The sequence below is a fragment of the Paraburkholderia sp. MPAMCS5 genome, assembly GCF_036016995.1.
Classification (GTDB): Bacteria; Pseudomonadota; Gammaproteobacteria; order Burkholderiales; family Burkholderiaceae; genus Paraburkholderia.
Genome location: NZ_JAYXBK010000011.1, coordinates 132125 through 155568 on the forward strand (window position 1 = coordinate 132125; position 23444 = coordinate 155568).

The window sequence follows — 23444 nt, forward strand, 5'->3', positions numbered from 1 at the left end:
TCCAGTCAGGCGGTGAGCGCACCGGTCTGCGGTTGGGCGACGGCCGCGGGATTGCCGTCGAGGTTTGCGATGAGGCTGGCTGCCAGAGTGCGGGCCACGTCGTCCCAGCCGGCGGCAACGCCGAGCGTTGCCATGTCGACTGTTTCGAGCCCCGCGTAGCCACAAGGGTTGATGGCCAGAAACGGCCGTAAATCCATTTTCACGTTCAGGCTGACGCCGTGATAGCTACAGCCGTTGCGGATCTTGAGGCCGAGCGCGGCGATCTTCGCACCGGCATGCAGTCCGGCTTCCGGCACAGGCGCGACGTAGATGCCGGGTGCGCCTGCCTTGCGTTCTCCGGCGAGATTATACGCCGCAAGGGTATCGATCACGGCCTGCTCGATCCGCGTGACCATCTCGCGAACCATGAGCTTGCGACGCCGCAAATCGAGCAGCAGGTACGCCACCACCTGCCCCGGCCCGTGATATGTGATTTGGCCGCCCCGATCCACTTTCACCAGAGGAATGCCGCTGTCGGCAGCCAGCAGATGCGACGGATCGCCCGCCTGGCCCAGCGTAAAGACCGACGGATGCTCGACCAGCCAGATTTCGTCGGGCGTGTCGGCGTTGCGCGCGTCAGTGAACGCGCGCATTGCTTCGAAACTGGCTTCGTAGAGTTCGACGCCGCGCCAGCGCAGCGTGAGCGGCGCCGTGGCGGGCATTTGAGATGAAGAAACCGGAGCGACGGACATGATCCCGGCAGTTTACCGAAATCTGGGAATCCCCGCCCGTCGTGCTTGCACGCGACGCGACGCGCCGCGCCGCGCGCCTTCAAACTGTGCGCCAGCCGCCGCGCATCCGCGCCGCGAAGCGTTCGCCGACCCGCGCGAACCAGTTCAGCGCACGCTCGTCGCAACGCGTCGGCACCGAAAAAGCGACGGTGGCACGAGCCGCGCCCTCCACGCTCAGCCAAAGCCGTTCGCCGCGCCGCAATCTCAGCGTGTGGCCGGGTTGCAGCCAGTAGTCTTCGGTGTCGTCGCTGCGCGTGACCCACACCGCGCCGCCGCGCACGACCAGCTTCGTGCTGCGCGCCACCTTCAGGGGAAGCGTTTCGCCACTGCGAATTTCATACGCGATGCTAGAGGAAATTTCTCGCATGATTGCCCTCGAAAAAAGTCGTTTCATGGCTACAATCGTAGGCATAGCAAGGGTTTACGCAAAACGATCAATTTTCACCTCTATGTGAGAAATATTGCGATGGAGCTTCGTCACCTGCCGCCGTTGAACGCGATCAAGGCCTTCGAGGCCGCCGCCCGTCACGAGAGTTTTTCGCGCGCGGCGGACGAGCTTTTCGTCACGCACGGCGCGGTCAGCCACCAGATCCGCGCGCTGGAGGCTGAACTCGGCGTGTCGCTGTTCGCCCGCGACGGCAAACGCGTGCGGCTCACGGAAACCGGCCGGCGCTATGCAAACCACGTGCGCACCGCGCTGAGCGCGCTCTGCGACGCCACGCGCGAGCTGCGCGCCGGCGACCGCGAGCGGCGGCTGGTGGTGTCGATGTTGTCGTCGTTCGCGGCGCGCTGGGTGACGCCGCGTGTCGGCAGTTTTATCGAGGCGCATCCGCAATGGGATCTGGAGCTGCTGTCCACCAACGCGCTAACGGATTTCGCGCGCGACGACGTCGACGTGGCCATCCGTTTCGGCTTCGGCAAATATACGGGGCTGCATTCCGAGCTTCTGCTGGAGGAAATTTTTTTTCCCGCGTGCGCGCCGGATTTCAACGGCGGCAAGCTGCCGCAAACGCCGGCCGAGCTGGCCCAGCTCCCGCTGCTGCGTTCTGACGACGAACTCTGGCGTCCGTGGTTCGACGCGGCGGGCCTGACGGATTGGCCCGAGCCGAAGCGCGGCGTGCTTTATCAGGATTCGTCGAATTTGTTGCAGGCGGCCATCGACGGTCAGGGAATCGCGCTCACGCGCCGCTCGCTGGCCATGCACGAAATCGCCGCGGGGCGCCTCGTGCGGCTTTTCAACGTGGATGGACCGAGCCCATGGCAGTACTACTTCATCTGCCCGCCGCAGATGCTGGAAACGGCGAGGGTCAAGGCGTTCCGCGATTGGGTTTTCGCGGAAGTGGGACGTTTCAAACTGCTTTTCGACCGGGCTTGCGAGGCCGGCCCCGGCGCAAGTGCGGCAAGTGCCGCTAGTACCGCTAGCACCGCTAATACCGCTGATGCAGTTGATCCCGCCCGCGCGGCGGACGCGTTGCGCGCCGCGCCGTAAGCGTGTGGTGCGCTACAGCACCACCTTCACCATCGGATGCCCGGTGAGCGCGCGATAGATATTGTCGAGCTGCTCGCGGCTCGTGGCGCGCACAGTGACTGTCAGTCCGGTGTAGTTGCCGCCGCTTGACGGGCGGCTTTCGACGCGCGCGGCGTCGACATCGTTATCGAACTGCCGCACCACCGAGACGATCGTCTCTGCAAACTCGGGGTGCGATTTGCCCATGATCTTGATGGGGAAATCGCAGGGAAACTCAAGCAGGGTTTCGTTGGCGGAATTCATTCGTTGCTCCTTGCTACGCGGCTTGCGCCTCTTTTGCCTTGGCTCGCTGATACGCCGCATACAGCGCCGCAAACACCGCGCCCGGCTTGCCCTCGCCGACCGGCTGGCCGTCGAGTTGCGTGACGGGCAGCACTTCCTTGGTGGCGGAACTGACGATCAGCTCGTCGGCCGCGCGCACCTCGGCTTCGGTGATCTCGCGCGCGTCGAAACGGATGCCGCATTCCGCCGCCAATTCCTCGATCAGCCCATAGCGAATGCCTTCGAGAATCTTGTGGCTGCGCGGCGGCGCGGCCAACACGCCGTCTTTCACCACCCACACATTCGACGACGACCCTTCGGTCAGCAAGCCGTCGCGCAACTGGATGGTTTCGAACGCGTCGTTTTCCGCCGCGTATTGCGCCATCAGCACATTGCCGAGCAGCGATACCGATTTGATGTCGCAATGGAGCCAGCGGCGATCTTCAGCGCTCACGCAACGCACGCCCGCTGCGCGTTGTGCTGCATCCGGCAGATTGAGCGGCGTGACCATCACGAACACGGTGGGCTGGATTCCGGCGGGAAACGCGTGAGCGCGCTTCGCGACGCCGCGCGTGATCTGGATGTACGCAATCGCGTCCTGGCTGGTGGAAAGACCGGCTTGCGCCTCGTTGACCGCGACGACGCGCTCGATCAGCGCACGCCAGCCGACGTTGTCGAACGGATTGGCGATGCCGATCTTCGCGAGCGAGCGCGCGAGGCGCGCCAGATGATGCTCGAAGCGAAAAGCCGTGCGGCCGCCCGCATGCGCGTACAGCGGCGCGACTTCGTAAATGCCGTCGCCGAAAATAAAACCGCGGTCGAGAACCGGCACGCGCGCCTCGGACAACGGCACCACTTCGCCGTTCAGATAAACGATCGGTTCGAGCGAAACGTCGGAAGAAGCGGTCATCGCGATCAGCCGTTTATTTTTTCTTGTTGAACATGAGCATCAGCGAATCCCAGACGCGGCCGACCACGCCGGCTTGCGGCACCGCCTGCAAGGCGACCACCGGGAATTGCGCGAGCACCTTGCCGTCGGCAACCAGCTTCGCCGTGCCGACCTGCTGACCATTCGCGATCGGCGCGATCAGCGGATCGTTCTGCTCGATTTGCGGCTTCACCTTGTCGGCCATGCCCTTCGGCACGGTGATGTACTGATCGCTCTTCACGCCGATCTGCACGGTGTCCTGCGCACCCTTGTAGACGCGCGGCGTGCCGACCACCTGGCTCGCCTTGTACAGACGCACCGTGTCGTACGCGGTGTAGCCGTAGTTCAGCATTTTCAGGCTGTCCTGCACGCGGTCGTGTTCCTTGGTCTCGCCCATCATGACCGAGACGAGGCGGCGCGATGCGTCGGGCGTGCCCGGCAGCGAACGCTTCGCGCTCGCGATCAGGCAGTAGCCGGCGGCTTGCGTGTGACCGGTCTTCAGACCGTCGACGGTCGGGTCGATCCACAGCAGACGGTTGCGGTTCGGCTGCTTGATCTTGTTGTACGTGAATTCCTTGACCGAGAAGATGTTGTAGTAGTCAGGGAAGTCGCGAATCAGACGCGCCGACAGCATCGCGAGGTCGCCTGCGGTCGTGTAGTGCTGCGGATCGGGCATGCCGTTCACGTCGGCGAAATGCGTGTGCGCCATGCCGAGGCGCTGCGCTTCGGTGTTCATCATGTTGACGAACTGCGCTTCGCTTCCGCCCACCAGTTCGGCCAGCGCGATCGCGGCGTCGTTGCCCGACTGCACGATCATGCCGTACACCAGATCGTGCACGGTCACGGGCTTGTTCGCCTCGACGAACATGCGCGATTCGTCCGTGCGCACGCGGCGCACCGCCTCGCTCGGCTCAATGGTCTGGTCCATCGAGATCTTCTTCGTCTGCAGTGCCTCGAAGACGAGATACGCGGTCATCAGCTTGGTGAGCGATGCCGGTTCCACGCGTTCGTCAGCATTGCCCGAGGCGAGCACCTGATTGCTGGTCGCGTCGACGAGCACCCACGAGCGCGCGTTCACCGCCGGCGGCGGCACTTGCGCGAACGCCGTGCTGGCCACGAGTGTCGCGGGCAACACGACGCCGAGCGTCAATGCGCGGCGGCTTAGCGTGGAAGGAACACAGGATGCAACTGAGGGAAAAGACAGGCGGCCGGAGGTCGGAAAACGCATAGGGTCGATTCGTGCAGAAAAATACAACGCGCGTAAGGCGCAGAGTTTGGAAGAGCCGGTCGGCGAGCGCCTGGCCGTAACGACGTAAAACGTAACGACGTCACGGCGCGGGCGCCCATTGGACTTCCGGCCACGCAATCGGTTCGCGCAGCACACTCAAGCCGGCACCGCTGCGCGCGTGACAGGAAAGCTACGCGTCGCGCGAACTGCCGGAAAGGCGTGCTGCGCCCAAAAAAAGAGCGCTCATTATACGCGCGCAATTCCTTGAACTTCGCGCAACGGCAGGCGATAAATTTCGCGTTTGCGCATACCTGTACCCCGGAAAACGCGCCCGCGCCGCGAAATCAACGCCACGCGTCGACGATGATCCGCTTCAGAATATGCAGCTTGCGATGCAGGAAATGCTCCGCACCCGGAATCACGACAACCGGCAATTCTTGCGGCCGCGCCCAGTCGTAAACGGATTGAATGGGAACGGTGTCATCGGTCTCGCCGTGAATCACCAGCGTGTTCTCCGGCACGGGCGCGACTTCCCAGCGGCTCGCCGCCGTGCCGACGAACACCATGCGCTCGATTTCCTGCCCTTCTTCGCGCAGCTTCGCGGCCACGTGCGAGAGCACGAAGGTGCCGAACGAAAAACCCGCCAGCACGAGCGGCAACTCGCCGTGCCCCGGTTGTGCGCGCATGTGATCGAGCACCGCGCGCAAATCGTCGCGCTCGCCGATGCCCGCGTCGTGCTCGCCTTGCGTTTCGCCGACGCCGCGAAAATTCGCGCGATAGGTCGCGTAGTTCAACTGCACGAGCGTGCGCGCGAGCGTCTGCGCGACCTTGTTGTCCATCGTGCCGCCAAAGAGCGGATGCGGATGCGCGACGAGCGCGATGCCGCGCGGCGCCGCGCCGTCCTCGCGAGCTTCGTCGGGCAGATCCAGCGCGACCTCGATTTTGCCGACCGGGCCGTCGATCAGATATTTCTTCGTGTGTACGTTCATGGCTTGCTTATTGATCGATTTTCAGACGCTCGACGATCTTGCCGTTCGCCAGATGCGAGTCGACGATTTCGTCGATGTCGCTTTCGTCGACATACGTGTACCAGACGCCTTCCGGATAAACCACGAGCGCCGGGCCGAGTTCGCAGCGATCGAGACAGCCCGCCTTGTTGATACGCACCTGGCCGGGGCCGGCGAGGCCGAGCTTCTTCACGCGCTTTTTCGCGTACTCCTGCATGGCTGGCGCATTGCAGTTCGCGCAGCTCGGACGCTCCGCGCCCGGTTCACGCTGATTGAGGCAAAAGAAGACGTGGTACTTGTAGAAGGAGTCCATGATGTGCGGGAAGGAAAGCTGTCAGAAAGGCAATAGTGCAGCAGAACGCGGTTGCGCGCAGCGGCGCGGCGGTTTTTGCATGAGAACGGGTGCGGACGGCCGGTTGCAGACGATTATAGCCAGCACCCACTGAAGACGAGGACACGGCAACGCACGCTCCGACTCACGCGTCACGCCTCACGCCGGCTTCGCGCGCCGCTTCAACCACACCCGCTCGACGACGAACGCAAGCCACACGAGCGCCGCATACGGCCACATCCACGCGAGCCAACGCGCGAGACCGTTGAAGTGCAGGTAGCGCCCTTGCCGCCAGTCGGCCAGCACGACATCGAAATAGGGATTCACCGGCAGCAAGTTGACGAACACCAGCGTGACGACGAGCGCTCCCGCCGCCAGCGCCGCGCGCGAGCGGCGCCGCAGACGCAGCGCGACGAGGCCGAGCGCCGCGCCGCAGGCAAGGCCCGCGAGCGCGCCGGGCGTCGCCCAGTCGAAGGCGAGACCGGACTGCGATTGCAGGAACGTTGCGCCCGCCTTCACGCCTAGCGTGGCGACGATGAACAGCAGCAGAAGCCGCATCCGCGGCGCATGGCGGCGCACCGACAATGACGCGAGCCCGAGCGCGGCGAACAGATTGAGCGTGGTGATCAGCGCTTCCCAGGCGTCTTCGGGCAGCCACGCGGCGACCCATGCCGGCCAGACGCCGACGTGCCACGCAGCCGGCGCCCACGCAAAGAGCGCGTCCTGCGTGGTCGAATCGAAACGCGTCCACAGCGCGCGCGGCCAGTTGCCTAGCCCGAACAGACGCGGCGACGGATACATCGTCGCGAACGGCCACGTTGCCACCAGACACACGAGCGCCGCGCTTTCGCGCTCGAACCACATGAGCCGCAAGCGCCGCAGCAGCCCGCGGTCGAGCAGCGCGCCGGTGGTGGGCGACATGATCGCCGCCCCGAGCAGCGCGCCGAGCGCATTGGCCGCGAGATCGAGATTGGACGCGACGCGCGTCGGCAGATAGGTCTGCACGGCTTCCATCACACCCGACAGCAGCCCACCGGCCACGAACGCCAGCCCGACCGCCAGCGGCCCGCGCCAGCGCGGATAGAGCGCGAGCACCATCAATGCGCCGAAAGGCATATAGCCGAGCACATTGGTGACGACATCGAACGCCGTCAGATATTGCGGCATCGGGTCCAGCAGATAGGCGAACGGCCCGAGGCCGAGCGAGCGCCAGCCCGAAAACGGATACCACGAGCCATAGACGATCAGCGCCGTATACAGCACCAGCGCTTGCCGCGAGAGCATCGACGGACGGCGCAGCCACGATCTGTCGCTCATGCAGCGCTCCTGTGCGTGCGCTGCGCGCCCGTCATTGCGCGGCGACCAGCGCCTGCACGCCAAGCCACGCGCCGATCTGCGCGACCAGCTCGTCGCTCGCGGCGGCGAGCGCCTGCGCGCCGCCCGCGGCGTCGGCGGAACTGGACGGCGCGCGCGAGATGAAGGTGCGCTGGCTGAGCACCTTGCCGTTTTGCGTCAGCGTAGCGCGCGCGGTGACCGCCGCGTGGCTTTGCGACTGACTGTCGAAGACCTGCTCGAACTCGCTCAGCTCGATTTTCAGAACCGGCGCGGCGACACCGTCGGCGCCCGTCAGCACCGTGCCGCGCGAACTGAGCGCGCCGCGCAGGCGCTGCGTGAGCAACTGCGAAGGCGGCATCGTCCAGTGGCTGTTCGCGTAGGCGGCCATTTGCTGCGCGTCGGCATAACTCAGCCGGTACACGAGTTTGTCGGATTCGAGCACTTCGGGCGCGCTGACGTCGAGCACCTTCACGGCCGGTTGCGTGCCCGCGGACGCGGACGGCTTCGGCGGCCCGAAGTCGTACCGGATGTCCGACAGCGCGGCCGGCGTGCTCGTGCAGCCCGCGACCAGCAGGCCCAGCGCGACGAGCACCGCGCAGCCCACGCCCGTGCGCGCGAAACGCGAGGTCGACAACCGGTGAATGGAGCGTGACATGACAATCTTCCTTTCTTCAAACCTTCAGATTCATTTCGCGGCGCGCGCGGCGGGCCACGTGAAGCCGGCTTCGCCCGGCCCCGGCGCCGCAGCGGGCGCGCCGAACAGCACGCTGCGCGGGCTCGTGCTGAACGTGTCGGCGGCGCGATCCACCGAGCGCGCGGCGGAGCGCACGTCTTCGGCGAGCGAATTGACGCGCGGCAGCGTGTCATAGCCGACTCGCGCCGACAGCTCCTGCAACGAGCCGTTCATCGCGGTGAGCGCGTCGCCGGCTTGCTGCGCCGCCGTGCCCACCTTGTTCAGATTGGTTTCGAACGGACCATTCGGACGGTTCAGGTTCGTGATCAACTGATTGGTCGAACTCAATGTGCTGTCCAGTTTGCCGAGCGTGGCGGGCAACTTGCTGGCCACCGGCGCCATCTGCTGCGTGAGCGTGGCGACGCCGTCCGCGGCTTTCTGGATGCTGGCCGCCGTGCCGTGCAACTGATCGACCATTTGCTGCGACAACAGATTGTCGACGTCGTCCGTGACCTTTTCGAGTTTCCGCAGCAGCACGTCGCCGCGTTGCTGCAACTGATCGAGCAGACCGGGACGCATGGGCAACTGCGCAACCTGTTTCGGCGACGAAGGCAGCGGCGACGCATCGCGCCCGGTGTCGTCGAGCTGAATGAACGCGATGCCCGTCACGCCCTGCAAGCCGAGACTGCCGAACGTGGAACGCGTGATCGGCGCGTGCGTGTCGACGAGAATGCGGATCACGATCTGCCCCGGATGATCGCGGTCGAACTTGATGGACTGAACCTTGCCGACGTCGAGCCCGCGATAGCGCACGGCGGCGTCGGTGTACAGCCCGGTCACGTTGGTGCGCGCAATCAGATCGTAGGGCACGCGCACGGCCCGGTCGACGTTGAACAAAAAAGCCGCCGTGGCGATTGCAGCGATCAGGACAACCGTGAAGAGTCCCGCCCAGAACGCATGTGATTTGTTTTCCATTACCAGGTTCCCTGATTCACAGCGGCAATTCCGACGACGCCGGCTCGAGCGCCGCGCGCGGCAGCTTCGCGCGGCGCTCGGGCGGCAGCGCCTGCAACGCGCGCCGTCCGCGCAAGCCGAGAAAATATTCGCGGATGAAAGGATGATCCACGCCCGCCGCCTCTTCCACCGGCGCGGCGACCAGCACCTTGCGATCCGCCAGCACGGCGACGCGCGTGGAGAGCGCGACCATCGTGTCGAGATCGTGCGTGACCATCACCACAGTCAAACCGAGCGCGCGATGCAGCGCCGAAATCAGCTCGACGAATTCATCGGACGCCTGCGGATCGAGTCCGGCGGTCGGTTCGTCGAGAAACAGCAATTCCGGTTCGAGCGCGATGGCGCGCGCAATGCCGACGCGCTTGATCATCCCGCCCGACAGCGCCGACGGCATTTTCGACGCGTGCTTGCACGGCAGGCCGACCATCTCCAGCTTCAGCATCACGATGTCGCGCAGCAGGTCTTCGGGCACCTTGCCAAGCTCGCGAACCGGTTGCGCGACGTTGTCGAACACCGACAGCGACGAGAACAGCGCGCCGCGCTGAAACAGCATGCCGGAGCGGCTGCGCATGAGAAGCGCGGTTTCCGGCGAAATGGTCGCGAGGTCTTGCCCGAAAAGCTTGATGGTCCCCGACGACGGCCGCTCCAGCCCGAGAATCTGCCGCACGAGCGTGGTCTTGCCCGACCCCGAACCGCCGACGACCGACATGATCTCGCCGCGCCGTACGTCCAGATTCAGATGCTGATGCACGATGTTGCGGCCATAGCGCTTGGTCACGTCGATCACCTCGATCACCGGCTCGGCGATCGAAGGCATCGGCTGGCCGCGCACGGCGGCGGTGAGCGGCGCGGTCATCCGAGCCCCACGTTCTGAAAGAGGATCGCGAACACGGCGTCCGCGAGAATCACGATAGTGATCGACGTCACCACCGACGTGGTCGTGCCTTCGCCGAGACTCTGCGAATTCGCCTTGATGCGGAACCCGAAATGACACCCGACGATCGCGATCAGCATGCCGAACGCGACGCCCTTGCCGAGCCCGATCCACAGATTCGCGACCGGCACGACGCCCGGCAACGCGCGCGCGAAGTAACTCATGTCGATGCCGAGCACGATCCTCGCCGCGAGCGCGCCGCCCGTCAGCGCGATCATGTTGGTCCACATCACCAGAAGCGGCATGGCCACGCCGAGCGCGACCACGCGCGGCAGGATCAGGCGCAGGCCGTGCGGAATGCCCATCACGCGCATGGCGTCGAGTTCCTCGGTCACGCGCATCACGCCGATCTGCGCGGTGATCGCCGAGCCCGAGCGGCCCGCCACCAGAATCGCCGACAGCACCGGGCCAAGCTCGCGAATCACCGAGAGCCCGAGAATATTCACGATGTACTGATTCGCGCCAAAGAGCCGCAATTGCTGCGCGGACAGATAACTCAGCACGATGCCGATCAGGAATGCGACCAGCGCGGTGATCGGCAGCGCTCTCGCGCCTGCGTTGTAGACATTCGCGGAGATTTCGGTCCACGGCGTGATGGCCGGCTTGCGCACGATCGCCAGCAGGTCCAGCACGACGCGCCCGAACATCGCCACGCCGCCGTATAGATGCTCGACAAAAGAGAAGATGCCGAGACCGAGCCGGGTGAAAGGATCGAACTTCACCACCGGTTCGGCCTTCTCGCGGACGGTGTCGAGCAGCGCGATACGCTCGAAAATATCGCGCTGGGTGTCGGTGAGCGCGGTATCGGGCGGCATTCTGCGGCCCCACACGCGCCACAGCGCCTGGCCGCCCACGTGATCCATCCGGTCGATGCGCGACAGGTCCCACTGGCCGATGCCTTCCGCGCCCTCAAGCGAGCGCAATTGCGGAATCACATGGCCGGTAGAACGGTCGCGCGCGAGCGCGAGCGCCGTCCACTGGCCCGAGAGCCGGACGATCTTGCCTTGGCTGCCGGCCGCGACTTCAAGGCCGGGCGGAGTGTCGTAGTTCAAGGATCGCTGCAATCTGGTTAGCGGATTAGCGGCCATTGTAACGAAGGCGCGGCGGATCGACCGTGCTGGCGGCCCGAGCGGGTTCGCTGTGGCTACAATATGAACATGAACGCTTCCAAGACTCCTCCTCAAGGCCCGGCCGCTGCCGCGAACGCAGCCGACTGGCGCATCGACCGCGAGCGCGCCGTCGTTCTTTTCGGCGCGCATGCGCATGACTGGCCGATCGAAATCGTCGAGGAAACCGGCTCGACCAACGCCGACCTGATGACGCGCGTCAAGGCGCTGCCGCGCAAGGCGGGCGCGCTGCCGCGTCCGATCGTGCGGGTCGCTTATCTGCAAACCGCCGGGCGCGGCCGACGTGGCCGCGCGTGGTACGCGGAGCCGGGCAATGCGCTGCTGTTTTCCGTCGCGTGCGTGCTGCCACGTCCGCTCGAAGGACTGGCGGGATTGAGTCTCGCGGTGGGCGTGGCGCTCGTCGACGGATTGCGCTCGCTGCCCGTCGCGGGGCCGGGCCAGATTGCGCTGAAATGGCCGAACGACGTGCTGCTCGAAGGCGACAAGCTCGCAGGCATTCTGATCGAGACCGCGTGGAGCACGGAGAGCGCGAGCGCCGTTGTGATCGGTATCGGCACCAATGTGAAGGGCGCCGACGAACTCGCCGCCAAAATCGGCGCGCTCAACGCCGACGCGCCGCCGCAGGCGCGCGGCACCGTCCCCACCGCGCTGCAACGCGCGCTGCCCAACGCCAATCTCACCGACACGCTCGCCGCCGAACTCAACGCGCTCGAACCGGCATTGCAGCGCTTCGGCGCCGAAGGCTTCGCGCCGTTCCAGGCGCGCTGGAACGCCATGCATGCGTACGCGGGCCGCGAGGTGGTGCTGCTCGAACAGGGCCAGGAAGTGGCACGCGGCGTCGCGGCGGGCGTCGACGAGCGCGGGCAGTTGTTGCTCGACACCGCCGCGGGCCGGCAGAGCATCGCGACCGGCGACGTCTCGCTGCGCCTCGCCGGCAGCGCTGCATGACGAGCGGCGCGCCTCATCTTCTGATCGACGCGGGCAATAGCCGTGTGAAGTGGGCGATGGTGCAGGCCAACGGCGCGCAAATCGCCGCCGGCGCGCTCGCGCATGGCGGCGCGGACCAGGCGGCGTGGTCGGATCAGTGGACAAGTCAGTGGTCAACCCTGCCAGCGCCTGACGGCGCCTGGTTATCGAATGTCGCCGGCGACGCAGTGGCGGCCCGAATCGCCGCGCGGCTCGACGCGCAGTGGCCGCATCTGCCGCTCGTCACGATCCGCGCCCGCGCGCGGCAATGCGGCGTGATCAACAGCTACACGACGCCGCACGCGCTCGGCAGCGACCGCTGGGCCGGCATGATCGGCGCGCGCGCGGCATTTCCCGGCGAGCATCTGTTGATCGCGACCTTCGGCACCGCGACCACGCTGGAGGCCGTGCGCGCCGACGGCCGCTTTGTCGGCGGACTCATTGCACCAGGCTGGACCTTGATGATGCGCTCGCTCGGCGAACACACCGCGCAATTGCCGACGCTCGACGCCCATGCCGCGCGCGGCCTGCTCGGCGGCGGCACACCGGAGGTCGCGCGCGGCCCGTTTTTCGCGACGGACACGCCGCGTTCGCTGTCGGCCGGTTGCACCTTGGCGCAAGCCGGTTTGATCGAGCGGACATGGCGCGACTTGCAGGACGAATGGCAGGTGCCGGTGCGGCTCGTGGTCGGCGGCGGAGCCGCGGACGAAGTAGCGAGCGCATTGAAAGTGCCGCATACTCGCCACGATTCACTGGTCTTGTCCGGGCTTGCGCTGATCGCCTCCGAGCGCGCTTCGGAACACGGCGCGTAACCTCGTGTCGCGCAAACCGGGCGGTTAATCTCATGGACGGAAAAACAGAACGATGCTGCGCTGGCTGATCGCCCTCTTGTTTCTCGCCAACCTGCTGGCGCTCGTCGCCGTGCGCGGCTTGCTCGGGCCGACGCCCGCGGCAGGCGGACGCGACCCCTATCGCGTGAGCCGCGAGATTCACCCTGACTGGCTGAAGGTGCGCGCCGTCACTGCTGCCGACGCGAACGATCAGGCCGTGGTGGGCGCGCCGGCGCCGCTTGCGCCGATCGAGGCGTCGGCGTTGCAGTAAGGGCGCGCGTTTTTTTGGGAGCGCCGCCTTCGCTCTTACTCTGACGCTTAGCCCTGCGTACGAACTTTTTTCAACAGCGCCGTCGTCGAGCGGTCATGTTCGAACGGAATCGCCAGCGCCTTGCCGCCCCAGCCTCGCACGATGGCCGACTCCGGCAGCGCGTCCATGTCGTAGTCGCCGCCTTTCACGAGCACGTCCGGGCGCAGCGCCGAGATCAGCTCGACCGGCGTCTTCTCGCCAAAGCAAACCACGTAATCGACGCTTTCCAGCGCCGCGAGCAACGCCATGCGGTCGGCTTCGTTGTTGATCGGCCGGTCGTCGCCCTTGCCGAGCATGCGAACCGACGCGTCGCTATTCACGCCGACAATCAGGCAGGCGCCTTGCGCTTTGGCATCGGCGAGATAAGTCACATGCCCGCGATGCAGGATGTCGAAAACGCCGTTGGTAAACACCACCGGCGCCTTCAGCGAAGGGCGCAGCGCGGCGACGGCTTCGCGCGTGAAAATCTTGCGTTCGAAAATGGCAGCCATGACGGACGTGAAAGAAGAAAAGAGTGCCGCCACGATACATCGCGGACGGCATCAAGCAAAACGGCCCGGCAAGCTCACGCCTGCCGGACCGTTCGAAACCTGGAACCGCTCGCGGCTTTGGGCATTAGGGCCCCGCTCACGCCGCGAATCGGAATTCAGCACACTGAAATCATCAAGCCGGCTGTTCGGCCGACTTCTGGTCGGCTTGCAGCCGCGTCACCACTTCCTTGCGATAGCGATTCAATTCCTGCGCCGTGCTGAACGTGCGCTCGAACAGCAGCGACAGGTTGTGCAGAATGCGCTCGACCACCTTCTTTTCCCAACCGTCGTCGAAACGGATTTGCTCGTCGAGCCAGCGCTCCAGCCATTCCGGGTCCGGCAGACGCGACTGGATCGTGTCGCGCGGGAACAGCGCCTGATTCACGTGCAGATTGGTGGGATGCAGCGGCTTTTCCGTGCGGCGCGCCGACGCCATCAGCACGCCGATCTTTGCAAAAGCGGCACGCGCGATGTCGCCGGTTTGCGCCATCGCCTTCTTCATGTAGCGCAGGTATGCGCCGCCGTGCCGCGCTTCGTCGCGCGAAATGGTTTCGTAGATATGCTTGATGACCGGCTCGGTGTGCCATTCGGCAGCGCGGCGATACCAGTGATTCAGGCGAATTTCGCCGCAGAAGTGCAGCATGAGCGTTTCCAGCGGCGGCGCCGGATCGAACTCGAAGCGCACGGCGTGCAGCTCTTCTTCGGTGGGGCACATTTCGGGCTTGAAGCGGCGCAGGTATTCCATCAGCACCAGCGAATGCTTCTGCTCCTCGAAGAACCACACGCTCATGAACGCGGAGAAATCGCTGTCGTGATGGTTGTCACGCAAAAACATTTCCGTGGCGGGCAACGCCGACCATTCGGTGATCGCGTTCATCTTGATCGTCGCGGCCTGCTCGTCGGTCAATAGCGATGCATCGAACTTGTCCCAGGGAATGTCTTTCTCCATGTCCCATCGAACGGATTCGAGCGATTTATAAAGTTCCGGATAAAGCATGGTGTTCATAGTCCCACCCCTGTTCTGCACATACTGTGTGTGTCTGTCACTACTACGTGTAGCACTTTTGCTGACCACGAACGAAGCGCACCGGGTGCGCGCCGTTTGCCGGCCAAGCCTTCAATTTTACGCGGTAACCGGCCGCCTGAAAGCACCGGCAGCGAAGAAGTCCGGACGCTTGCGCAGGCAAGCCAACTCAAAATTACACGCTGGCTAAGCGCTGCGCGGCCCACCGTGGGTGAGGGATACCCTATGCCTGAGGTCGAGCCAGTTTGCGATGGAAACGACACTGTCCAGCGCACCGTCCAGCCCTGCGCCGGTAGTGCCGGCGGCGAATGGCGCCAAGGCGGCTGGATTGGTTGTTTTCAGCGCACGCCCAAAAGCCAAACAAAGACCTTCCAATGATAGCACGCAGACTTCTCCGAACCCCCGCGATGACGGACGCAATTCGGGTGCCTGATTGACTTGTCTCAACGAATCGCGCGACCCGCGGAGTGTGGCGGGCGATCGGGGTCAAAACCGTGACAGCCGGCGATTTCATGTGTGTTGTTTGTCGCCGACAGTCGAATCGCGCCGCCGCTCGCCGCGTGCCGTCAGAGCGACTTTTTAGGGGCCTTCGACGCGGCCCCGGCCGTGCCCGCGCCCGCGCGTTTTGCCGAAGACGTCGCCCGTTTCGCGGCTGGGCGCCGGGTTGCGGGCTCAGCCGCCGGGGCTGCGGCTTCTTCAGGCGTTGGCCGCGGAACATCGGTCGCGCCGCCCGCGGCGTCGAACGCTTCGTCGGCCAGATCCTCGGGACTGGGCGGTTCTGCTGCGCCCGTCGCGGCCGCGCCAGCCGCGCCGGCCGCCGGCTGCGTCATGGCAAATTGCGCGATCTGGTTGAACTGCGATTGCAGCAGATTCCACCAGGCCGAGGCGTCGAAGGCAGGCGCGGCGGCGTCGCCTTGCTCGTCGCTCGCGGGTTCGGCGGCGGCCTGGGTGTCGGCCGAAGCCGCCGGTTCGGGATGCGGCCAGCCACTCGCCTGCGACGGGCTCGGCGCAGGCGACTCCGCCGTGGAAGCAGCCGCCGGCTGCCCCATCGACTGTTGCGCGAACGCGCCGAACGCACGCAGCGTCGCGAGCGTCGCGCGCTGCACTTCGAGCGCCTGAATCGCCGACTGCAACATGCCGAGGTTCAGCTTGAGCCATTGCTCGACTGCGCGCATGTCGGTGATGCGCTTGTCGAGTTCCTCGACGTTGGTGAGCGGCGCCATCATGTCGGACATCATCGAGAGCGACGGGCCGAGGCCCGCGCCCGGCTGCGCCCCGGAGAAAGCGGAGCCAAACGGCGAGAGCCGCATCATGCCCCACATGCGGTCGAGCATTTCAGCCGGCGGAAAACCAGGGAAGCCAGGAAACGGCGGCGTTGAGCCAGGTGTGTCGGTCATGCTTGTCGCCTCGCTGCATTAACGGGAAAAAGCGCGAAAGAAAAAATCGCCGAGGAAGCGCATCAACGCGTCGGCACATCGGCGCACCGAAGCCGATCATACCGCGCGTTCGGGCCGCCTCGCGCGGCATCCGTTACGGTGCGCGCCACGGGTCCGCGCCGCCGAAATCCGGCGCGCGCCGCTCGCGCAACGAGTTCACGCCCTCGCGCACGTCGGGCCCGGCAAAACCCATGAATTCGAGCGCGAGCGACGTGTCGAACGCGGGCCCTGCCGAGCGCAGCCAGTTGTTCAACGCGTACTTGGTCCAGCGGATCGCCGTTTGCGAACCGTGCGCGAGCTTCTGCGCGACTTCGAAGGCTTTGGGCAGCAAGTCGTTTTCGTCGACGGCGAGCGACACGAGGCCGATGCGCTCCGCCTCCGCGCCGCTCACCGGCTCGCACAGCATCAGGTAATACTTGGCTTTCGCCATGCCGCACAGAAGCGGCCAGACGATTGCCGCGTGATCGCCGGCGGCCACGCCGAGCCGCGTATGACCGTCGATAATGCGCGCCGTCTTCGACGCAATCGAAATATCGGCCAGCAGCCCCGCGACGAGACCCGCGCCGACGGCCGGACCGTGCATCGCCGAAACGATCGGCTTGCTGCAATTGATCACGTTATAGACGAGATCGCGCGCCTCGCGCCAGACGCGCGCGCGCACGTCGAAATCGGTGGCCATATCCTCGACGAGCTGCAGATCGCCGCCTGCCGAAAAGCCCTTGCCCTCGCCGCGAATGATCGCCACGCGCGTGTGCGGATCGCGGTCGATATCGCGCCAGATTTCCGCGAGTTCGTAATGCATGCGCGCGTTCGCGGTGGCGAGTCCGCTTCTATTCGCGCCTTCGCCGCTCATCACCACTTCGAGCACGCCATGCGGACGGCGATGCAACTGAAGCGACTGGTAATGCGCGTAAAACGCGTCGTTGCTGTGAGGTTGCTGAGACATGGTGATTGATCCGTGTGTGCGTGAAACGGCGCCCAGGTCGCGCGCTTTTTAACGCGGCTGATACACCCATTTTCCGTTTCTGATTTCGACCATCACGCGCGCCCGTTGATCGAGCCCGAGGTGATCCGTCGCGCTCATGTTGACGACGCCATTCGTATCCGCGAGCCCACGCGTGGCTTCGAGCGCGTCGCGCAAGGCGCGGCGGAATTCCGGCGTGCCCGGCGCGGCCGTTTTCAAGGCGATCGGGATTGCATGGCCGAGCAGCATTCCCGCGTCCCACGTGTACGAACCGAATGCCGACACGCTGCCCGCGCCGCGCGACGCCTCGAAGCGCGCGATGTAATCGAGCGCGAGGCGCTTCGCCGGATGATCCGCCGGCAACTGCGCCGCGACCAGCACCGGGCTTGCCGGCAGGAAGGTGCCGTTGCAATCGGCGCCGCACACGCGCAGGAAGTCGTTATTGCCCACGCCGTGATTGTGATAGATGAGCCCTTTGTAGCCGCGCTCCCGCAACGTCTTCGGCGGCAAGGCGGCGGGCGTGCCGGCCGCGCCGACCACCACGGCATCGGGATGCGTCGCGAGAATTTTCAGCACCTGGCCGGTCACGCTCGGATCGGTGCGATTGAAACGCTCGCTCGCCACCATCTCCATGTGATGCAGTTGCGCGAACTTCGCGACTTCGGCGTAAAAGGTTTCGCCGAGCGCGTCGGCCTGGCCGATGAACGCGACGGTTTTCACGCCGCGCGTGCTCGCATGCTCCGCAATGGCCGAAGCCATCATCGCGTCGGTTTGCGGCGTCTTGAATACCCAATGGCGTTTGGCATCCACGGGCTCGATGATTTTCGCCGACGACGCCAGCGAGATCATGGGCGTGACGCCGTCGGCGACCACGTCGATCATGGCCAGGGAATTCGGCGTGATGGACGAGCCGATGATCGCGTCGACGTGATTTTCGGTGATCAGCTTCTTGGTGTCCTGCACGGCCTGGGTGGTGTCGGACGCATCGTCGAGCACGATGTATTCGACATTCTGGCCGCCGATCTGCTTCGGCAACAGCGAGACCGTGTCGCGTGCGGGAATGCCGAGCGACGCGGCCGGCCCGGTCAGCGACAGCACCAGTCCGATCTTCACCTGAGCCAGCGCGACGGCCGGCGAGAGGCACGCGAGCGTCGCGCACAGCAAGACCGCTTGTCGGGCACGCGCGCCCGCCCTGCCCCATTGAACCGATCCAGCTCGCCGCATGGTGTCTCCTCACATGAGTTTTTCGTTTTGATGTTCCGCCGATGCCGCCGCGCCAGTCAGTGTAGCGGCGCGCGGCACGAGCGAAATCGGGCGAAACCCTTTCGGCGCGGGCAAGCCGGCGCGTCAATCCAGCGGCGCGATGCTCTGTTCGATGGAACCGAAAATCGACTTCCCCGCTTCGTCGAACATTTCGATCTTCACCGTGTCGCCGTACTTCATGAATTCGGTCTGCGGCGCGCCGTGCTCGATGGTTTCCAGGCAGCGCTTTTCGGCGATACAGCAGTAGCCGCGCTTCGCGTCCTTATTCGACACCGTGCCCGATCCGACAATCGCGCCCGTGCGCACATTGCGCGTTTTCGCCGCGTGAGCGATCAGTTGGCCGAAGTGAAACACCATGTCGGTGCCGGCGTCCGGCTGGCCGACCTTCTTGCCGTTCCAATGGACGATCATGGGCCGGTGCACGCGGCCTTCGCGCCAGTGTTCGCCGAGTTCGTCAGGCGTCACCGCGACGGGCGCAAACGACGTGGCCGGCTTGCTCTGGAAAAAGCCGAAGCCCTTCGCGAGTTCGGCGGGAATCAGATTGCGCAGCGAGACGTCGTTCACGAGCGTGATCAGGCGCACGCTTTTCAAGGCCTGCTCGGGCGTGACGCCCATCGGCACGTCGGCGGTGATGACGGCCACTTCCGCCTCGAAGTCGATGCCGAAGGCTTCCGACGCGCACACCACGTCGTCTTTCGGACCGATGAAGTCGTCGCTGCCGCCTTGATACATCAGCGGATCGGTCCAGAATTCCGGCGGCATGTCCGCGCCGCGCGCGCGCCGCACGAGTTCGACGTGATTCACATACGCCGAGCCGTCGGCCCATTGGAACGCGCGCGGCAGCGGCGCCATGCAGTCGCGCGCGTCGAAGGCAAACGTGTTGCGCGCGCGGCCGTGATTGAGCGCGTCGTACAGATCGTGCAACTGCGGCGCGTAGAAGGCCCAGTCGTCGAGCACGCGCTGCATGGTGGGCGCGATCGCGTCGGCAATCGCCGCGGTGTGCAGGTCGCGGGACACGACAATCAGTTGGCCGTCGCGCGTGCCGTCCTTCAGCGTGGCAAGTTTCATGGAGGATGAACCGTGTTAGTGACGATAGAGGGAATCTATTCTACGATGGTGAATCGGCGCCGCCCAAGCCCGGCTTGCCGAATGGCGTTTTTTAGCCGCCGCTGTCAGTTGCCGTTATCAGCCGCTTCATGATGCTTTGTGACGCTTCCCATGAAGCGCTGCTGCCGGTTCTTCTTACGTTGCCTTTGAACGCGCTTTGCGCGCCTTGCTCATGCCGCACACTGCCCGCTCCGGCGCGATCCGTCACGGCGCCGACTCCGCCGAACCGCTGGACCCGTCCGAAGCCGACGACGAATCCGCCGAAGCCGGCGAGGAAAAACTGCGCTCGGGCATTCAGTCGATCGAAGTCGGCTTCAAGCTGCTCGACGTGCTCACCCACGAGCCGCGCGCGATGATGCTGCGCGATCTCGCGCAGCGCGCCGGCATGAGTCCGGCGAAAGCGCACCGCTATCTGGTGAGCTTTTTGCGCCTCGGCGTCGTCGCGCAAGATCCGCTGTCGGGGCGCTACGAACTCGGCGGCTTCGCGTTGCAACTGGGACTCGCGCGGCTTGCGCGCGTCGACGGCGTGAAGCTCGCGCGAATCGCGCTCGCCGAATTGAGCGACCGGCTCGACCTGACAGTGGGCATTGCCGTCTGGGGCAATCAGGGGCCGACCATGGTTCACTGGATGGAGTCGAGTCATCCGGCCAAGGCATCGTTGAAGCTCGGCGACGTGATGCCCTTGCTCAGTTCCGCGACGGGCTTGCTGTTTGCTGCCTATCTGCCCGCGGGCAAGACCGCCGCGATGCTCGAACGCGAACTCGCCGACACGCGCCGCTCGTCGCCTATCGGCGTGCCGCGCACGCGCGAGGAAGTCGAGCGCGTTCTGAGCGGCGTGCGTGAGCACGAGGCGGCGCGCGTGGAAGGTATGTTGCTGCCGACCATTCACGCGTTCTGCATGCCGGTGTTCGACTCGACCGGCGAGCTTGCGCTCGGCCTCGTCGCGCTGGGTCACGAAGGGGCGTTCGACATCGACTGGGGTGGCGAGATCGACATGGCTCTGCGTGAATGCGCGCAGAAGCTGTCCTATGAACTGGGATATAGCCCGACGCCTCGTTGAAGGCCGACCGCATCCAGACTGCATCCATTTCGCACACATTCATTCGCCGATGGCCTCACCCTCCGCCGCACGACATGCCGGTCTCAAGCCGCCTCGCGAGCCGCGCGCCGGCTGGCGCACGTGGCGATGGATCGTCGTGTTGCTGCTCGTGGGGGTGCTTCACTGGATCGCCGCGCAATGGGTCGAGCGCCATCGCGCGACGCTGAATCCTTCGAACGACGAACACGTGCCCGTGCAGGTCGCGCTTCTGAAAGCGCAACGTGTCGAGCGCAATCCGGCGGCGGCACCGCCCGCCGCGCCCACGCGGGAAACCCGACGCAAACCCGCCGCCGCGAAGCCGCGCGACCCTGTGCTGACGGCCTTGCAGCCCGCTGAAAAACCGCAGGCGCAACCGGCGAATGCCGCATCGGACGCTGCGGCGAGCGCGAGCGCCGCCGCAGATGCAGCGGCTGCGAGTTCCGCCGCGGGCGCGTCAACAAGCGCGTCAACAAGCGCGGCTGCAAGCGCACCGCAAGCATCGCCGGGCGTGAAGTTTTCGGTGCCGCCGTCCGGCGAACTCCAGTACGACACGTTTTACAACGGCGTGCGCAATCAGCCCGGCACGATCCACTGGACGAGCAGCGCGGAGCGCTACGAAATGGTGGTGTCGGTGCCCTTGCCTTTCGTGGGCACCTTCGTCTATTCAAGCCACGGCCGTATCGACGCCTTCGGCCTCGCGCCCGAGCAATACGTCGAAAAGCGGGGGCATCGCGCGGAAGACGTGTCCATTTTCAATCGCGCCGACAAGAAAATCGCTTTCACGCGCACGCCCGCGACGCTGCCGCTGCCCGACGGCGCGCAGGACCGTTTCAGCATGGTCATGCAACTCGCGAGCCTCGTGCGCGGCGACCCCGCCGCGTACCTGCCGGGCGTCACGCGGCAATTCTTCGTGGTCGATAGCGACAGCGGCGAAAACTGGCCGGTCGAGACGATTGGCGACGAAACGATCCGCACCGCGCAGGGCTACCTCGAAACGCGTCATTTCAAACGCCTGCCGCGCCGCGAAGGCGACCAGCGCCGCATCGACGTATGGCTCGCGCCGTCGCTCGGCTGGCTGCCCGCGCGAATCGTGCAGACCGAGCCGAACGGCACGCAATTCGAACTCGTGTGGCGCGGCAAACTCGACGCCGGCAGCGACGCCGGCGCGGCATCGGCCGATGCCGCCATGGCCCAGCCCGCAGCGCCATCACCGGTCGATTCGACCGGTACCGACGACAATTCCGGCAATATCAAGCCGTAAACGACCGCGCCTCGCCGTGCGGGGCCACGCCTCGCCTACACTCGAATGGTGCCTCGCCTATTCGGTGAAACTTCCGTCGCAACGTTGACTCAGCATCATCTGATGCGACCGCCTGGCGAGCCGCGCGCTACATGCGTCCCATTGCACGCGTGAAAGTGTCAAGCGATAAGCGGCCCAAGCCGGCGGATTCTTCCACTGCGTTCCCCTTGAAGGAGCCCGCATGCAAGTGAACATCAACGGTATCGAGACGCGCTATGTGTTGAGCAATGAAGGCGGCGGCCCCTGGCTCACGTTCGTGCATCAGCTTGGCGGCGATCTGTCGGTTTGGGACCAGCTCGCCGGCTATTTCCGCGACGACTACACCGTGCTGCGCTACGACGTGCGCGGCCATGGCGAGACGGCCGTATCGAACGCGCCGTTTGCAATAGCCGATCTTGCCGGCGACCTCGCCGCGCTGCTCGACGCGCTCGGCGCGCCGAACACGCATCTGGTCGGCATGTCGATGGGCGGCATGATCGCGCAGCAATTCGCACTGGATCATCCGTCCCGCGTGAACAGGCTCGTCATTGCCGACAGCACCGCGGCCAGTCCGCCCGAGGCCCGCGCGACGTGGGATCAGCGCGCCGCCAGCGTGCGCAGGGACGGCACGGCGTCGCTCGCGCCCGCCACGCTGGAGCGCTGGCTGACGGAGGCCTTCCGCACCGCCCATCCCGAAGCCGTGGAACCCATACGCGAGGCGCTGACCCGCACGTTGCCGGAAGGCTACGCCATGGCGTGCGAAGCGCTGCGCGATTTCGATGTGCGCGGTAAGCTGGGGAACATTCGCTGCCCGGCGCTTGTCGTAGCGGGACGCCATGACACGGGCACGCCGCCTGCTGCTAGTCAGTTGATAGCAGATGCAATTGAAGGCGCGCATTTCGAATTGCTCGACGCAGCTCATCTTGCGCCAGTCGAACAGTCTCAACGTTTTGCCGCACTGCTTGAAACGTTTCTTGAAAGGCCGGTCTAACCGGTAGGTTCGGAAATTTTACAAGCGTCAATCCGGACCCACCCCTTGAATTCCAAACCATCAGGCTCCACGTATGGCGCAGGAACGGCCAGGAGCCAACGGAAATAAGGAGTGTCGCCATGCAAATGATCTACAACAGCCCCAACTATTGTGTCGTCGAGTTTCCGCCGCAGGAAGGTCCGTTGGCCATGAAGTCTGGTGGCTATGAGATCGTCGACAAGAACATGCAGCGCGAAATTTACATCGACGGTGCAATGGCGGCGCGCTTTCGCGAGAACGTGCAAAAGTTGATCGAAGAGGAACCGTCGCTCGACGAAGTGGACGAATTCCTCGGGCAATTCGACAGTCTGATGCAGCAACCGGTCATTCTTCACTGAGCGCCCAGGTCGCGCTTGACGTTTTTGTTGTTTGCACTATTTTCAACATTTTTGGCGACATTTATCGACCGCGCCGTCCGGAGCCTCCGGCGGCCTTCATAAGACGGTCGGCATGAACTGAAGGCGGTCCACAGGCTTTGGCTTGCTGGGCCG

Annotated in this window: 26 protein-coding genes; 8 read left to right on the forward strand and 18 right to left on the reverse strand. The window is 65.1% G+C overall.

Annotated features, from left to right (window positions below; genetic code table 11):
* Positions 1–5 precede the first annotated feature (5 nt).
* On the reverse strand, positions 6–731 hold the full coding sequence (gene lipB / locus VOM14_RS22835) for a lipoyl(octanoyl) transferase LipB (RefSeq protein ID WP_327631020.1): 726 nt from the start codon (positions 729–731) through the stop codon (positions 6–8).
* A gap of 79 nt (positions 732–810) precedes the next feature.
* A complete protein-coding gene (locus tag VOM14_RS22840) occupies positions 811–1137 on the reverse strand; it encodes a DUF2917 domain-containing protein (RefSeq protein ID WP_327631021.1) in 327 nt (108 codons plus the stop codon).
* A gap of 99 nt (positions 1138–1236) precedes the next feature.
* Between VOM14_RS22840 and VOM14_RS22845 the strand changes: the two genes are divergently transcribed.
* Complete coding sequence (locus VOM14_RS22845) at positions 1237–2259, forward strand: transcriptional regulator GcvA (protein ID WP_327631022.1); 1023 nt, start codon at positions 1237–1239, stop codon at positions 2257–2259.
* A 12-nt stretch (positions 2260–2271) separates the two neighbouring features.
* On the opposite strand, the gene VOM14_RS22850 is transcribed toward VOM14_RS22845, so the two are convergent.
* The 10 genes from VOM14_RS22850 to VOM14_RS22895 all read right to left on the reverse strand — a co-directional run bounded on the left by VOM14_RS22850 (position 2272) and on the right by VOM14_RS22895 (position 11061).
* Entirely contained in the window at positions 2272–2601 is a 330-nt protein-coding gene (locus tag VOM14_RS22850; protein WP_327631023.1) for a DUF493 family protein, read from the reverse strand.
* Complete coding sequence (locus VOM14_RS22855) at positions 2555–3469, reverse strand: D-amino acid aminotransferase (protein ID WP_327631024.1); 915 nt, start codon at positions 3467–3469, stop codon at positions 2555–2557. Before VOM14_RS22855 ends, VOM14_RS22850 begins: the two co-directional genes overlap by 47 nt.
* A 13-nt stretch (positions 3470–3482) precedes the next feature.
* Positions 3483–4715 (reverse strand): D-alanyl-D-alanine carboxypeptidase family protein, encoded by a 1233-nt coding sequence (locus VOM14_RS22860; RefSeq protein ID WP_327631025.1) that lies wholly within the window; start codon positions 4713–4715, stop codon positions 3483–3485.
* A 344-nt stretch (positions 4716–5059) separates the two neighbouring features.
* Complete coding sequence (locus VOM14_RS22865) at positions 5060–5704, reverse strand: alpha/beta hydrolase (RefSeq protein ID WP_327631026.1); 645 nt, start codon at positions 5702–5704, stop codon at positions 5060–5062.
* Between the two features lie 7 nt (positions 5705–5711).
* Positions 5712–6035, reverse strand: coding sequence for a (2Fe-2S) ferredoxin domain-containing protein (locus VOM14_RS22870; RefSeq protein WP_327631027.1), 324 nt, complete (start codon positions 6033–6035; stop codon positions 5712–5714).
* A gap of 177 nt (positions 6036–6212) precedes the next feature.
* Positions 6213–7370: a VanZ family protein gene (locus VOM14_RS22875; RefSeq protein WP_327631028.1), complete on the reverse strand. Its 1158-nt coding sequence runs from the start codon at positions 7368–7370 to the stop codon at positions 6213–6215.
* Positions 7371–7401: 31 nt separating this feature from the next.
* A complete protein-coding gene (locus tag VOM14_RS22880) occupies positions 7402–8043 on the reverse strand; it encodes an ABC-type transport auxiliary lipoprotein family protein (protein WP_327631029.1) in 642 nt (213 codons plus the stop codon).
* Positions 8044–8073: 30 nt separating this feature from the next.
* Complete coding sequence (locus VOM14_RS22885; protein WP_327631030.1) at positions 8074–9036, reverse strand: MlaD family protein; 963 nt, start codon at positions 9034–9036, stop codon at positions 8074–8076.
* A gap of 16 nt (positions 9037–9052) precedes the next feature.
* Positions 9053–9931, reverse strand: coding sequence for an ABC transporter ATP-binding protein (locus tag VOM14_RS22890; RefSeq protein ID WP_327631031.1), 879 nt, complete (start codon positions 9929–9931; stop codon positions 9053–9055).
* Positions 9928–11061: an MlaE family ABC transporter permease gene (locus tag VOM14_RS22895; protein WP_327631032.1), complete on the reverse strand. Its 1134-nt coding sequence runs from the start codon at positions 11059–11061 to the stop codon at positions 9928–9930. Before VOM14_RS22895 ends, VOM14_RS22890 begins: the two co-directional genes overlap by 4 nt.
* A 105-nt stretch (positions 11062–11166) precedes the next feature.
* Between VOM14_RS22895 and VOM14_RS22900 the strand changes: the two genes are divergently transcribed.
* The 3 genes from VOM14_RS22900 to VOM14_RS22910 are packed head-to-tail and all read left to right on the forward strand — an operon-like array spanning position 11167 to position 13203.
* Positions 11167–12084, forward strand: coding sequence for a biotin--[acetyl-CoA-carboxylase] ligase (locus VOM14_RS22900; RefSeq protein WP_327631033.1), 918 nt, complete (start codon positions 11167–11169; stop codon positions 12082–12084).
* A complete protein-coding gene (locus VOM14_RS22905) occupies positions 12081–12914 on the forward strand; it encodes a type III pantothenate kinase (protein WP_327631034.1) in 834 nt (277 codons plus the stop codon). Before VOM14_RS22900 ends, VOM14_RS22905 begins: the two co-directional genes overlap by 4 nt.
* Positions 12915–12966: 52 nt before the next feature.
* Complete coding sequence (locus VOM14_RS22910) at positions 12967–13203, forward strand: hypothetical protein (protein ID WP_327631035.1); 237 nt, start codon at positions 12967–12969, stop codon at positions 13201–13203.
* Between the two features lie 47 nt (positions 13204–13250).
* Here VOM14_RS22910 and rfaE2 read toward each other — a convergent pair whose 3' ends face one another.
* The 6 genes from rfaE2 to VOM14_RS22940 all read right to left on the reverse strand — a co-directional run bounded on the left by rfaE2 (position 13251) and on the right by VOM14_RS22940 (position 19527).
* Positions 13251–13733, reverse strand: a complete 483-nt coding sequence (gene rfaE2 / locus VOM14_RS22915; RefSeq protein WP_327631036.1) for a D-glycero-beta-D-manno-heptose 1-phosphate adenylyltransferase — start codon at positions 13731–13733, stop codon at positions 13251–13253.
* A gap of 172 nt (positions 13734–13905) precedes the next feature.
* Positions 13906–14778 carry a ferritin-like domain-containing protein gene (locus VOM14_RS22920; protein ID WP_327631037.1) on the reverse strand — a complete coding sequence of 291 codons (873 nt, stop codon included), beginning with the start codon at positions 14776–14778 and terminating at the stop codon, positions 13906–13908.
* Between the two features lie 584 nt (positions 14779–15362).
* Entirely contained in the window at positions 15363–16193 is an 831-nt protein-coding gene (locus VOM14_RS22925; protein ID WP_327631038.1) for a PhaM family polyhydroxyalkanoate granule multifunctional regulatory protein, read from the reverse strand.
* Between the two features lie 133 nt (positions 16194–16326).
* Entirely contained in the window at positions 16327–17178 is an 852-nt protein-coding gene (locus VOM14_RS22930) for an enoyl-CoA hydratase/isomerase family protein (RefSeq protein ID WP_327631039.1), read from the reverse strand.
* Between the two features lie 48 nt (positions 17179–17226).
* Positions 17227–18420, reverse strand: coding sequence for an ABC transporter substrate-binding protein (locus VOM14_RS22935; protein WP_327631040.1), 1194 nt, complete (start codon positions 18418–18420; stop codon positions 17227–17229).
* A 123-nt stretch (positions 18421–18543) separates the two neighbouring features.
* Positions 18544–19527 (reverse strand): fumarylacetoacetate hydrolase family protein, encoded by a 984-nt coding sequence (locus VOM14_RS22940; protein WP_327631041.1) that lies wholly within the window; start codon positions 19525–19527, stop codon positions 18544–18546.
* Between the two features lie 211 nt (positions 19528–19738).
* Here VOM14_RS22940 and VOM14_RS22945 point away from each other — a divergent pair, with 211 nt between their 5' ends.
* The 4 genes from VOM14_RS22945 (at position 19739) to VOM14_RS22960 (ending at position 23291) form a co-directional block, all read left to right on the forward strand.
* A complete protein-coding gene (locus tag VOM14_RS22945) occupies positions 19739–20626 on the forward strand; it encodes an IclR family transcriptional regulator (RefSeq protein ID WP_327631042.1) in 888 nt (295 codons plus the stop codon).
* Between the two features lie 49 nt (positions 20627–20675).
* Positions 20676–21905: a DUF3108 domain-containing protein gene (locus VOM14_RS22950; RefSeq protein WP_327631043.1), complete on the forward strand. Its 1230-nt coding sequence runs from the start codon at positions 20676–20678 to the stop codon at positions 21903–21905.
* Between the two features lie 220 nt (positions 21906–22125).
* Positions 22126–22914: a 3-oxoadipate enol-lactonase gene (pcaD, locus tag VOM14_RS22955; RefSeq protein WP_327631044.1), complete on the forward strand. Its 789-nt coding sequence runs from the start codon at positions 22126–22128 to the stop codon at positions 22912–22914.
* A 119-nt stretch (positions 22915–23033) separates the two neighbouring features.
* Positions 23034–23291, forward strand: coding sequence for a BTH_I0359 family protein (locus VOM14_RS22960; RefSeq protein ID WP_327631045.1), 258 nt, complete (start codon positions 23034–23036; stop codon positions 23289–23291).
* The last annotated feature ends 153 nt before the right edge of the window (positions 23292–23444 follow it).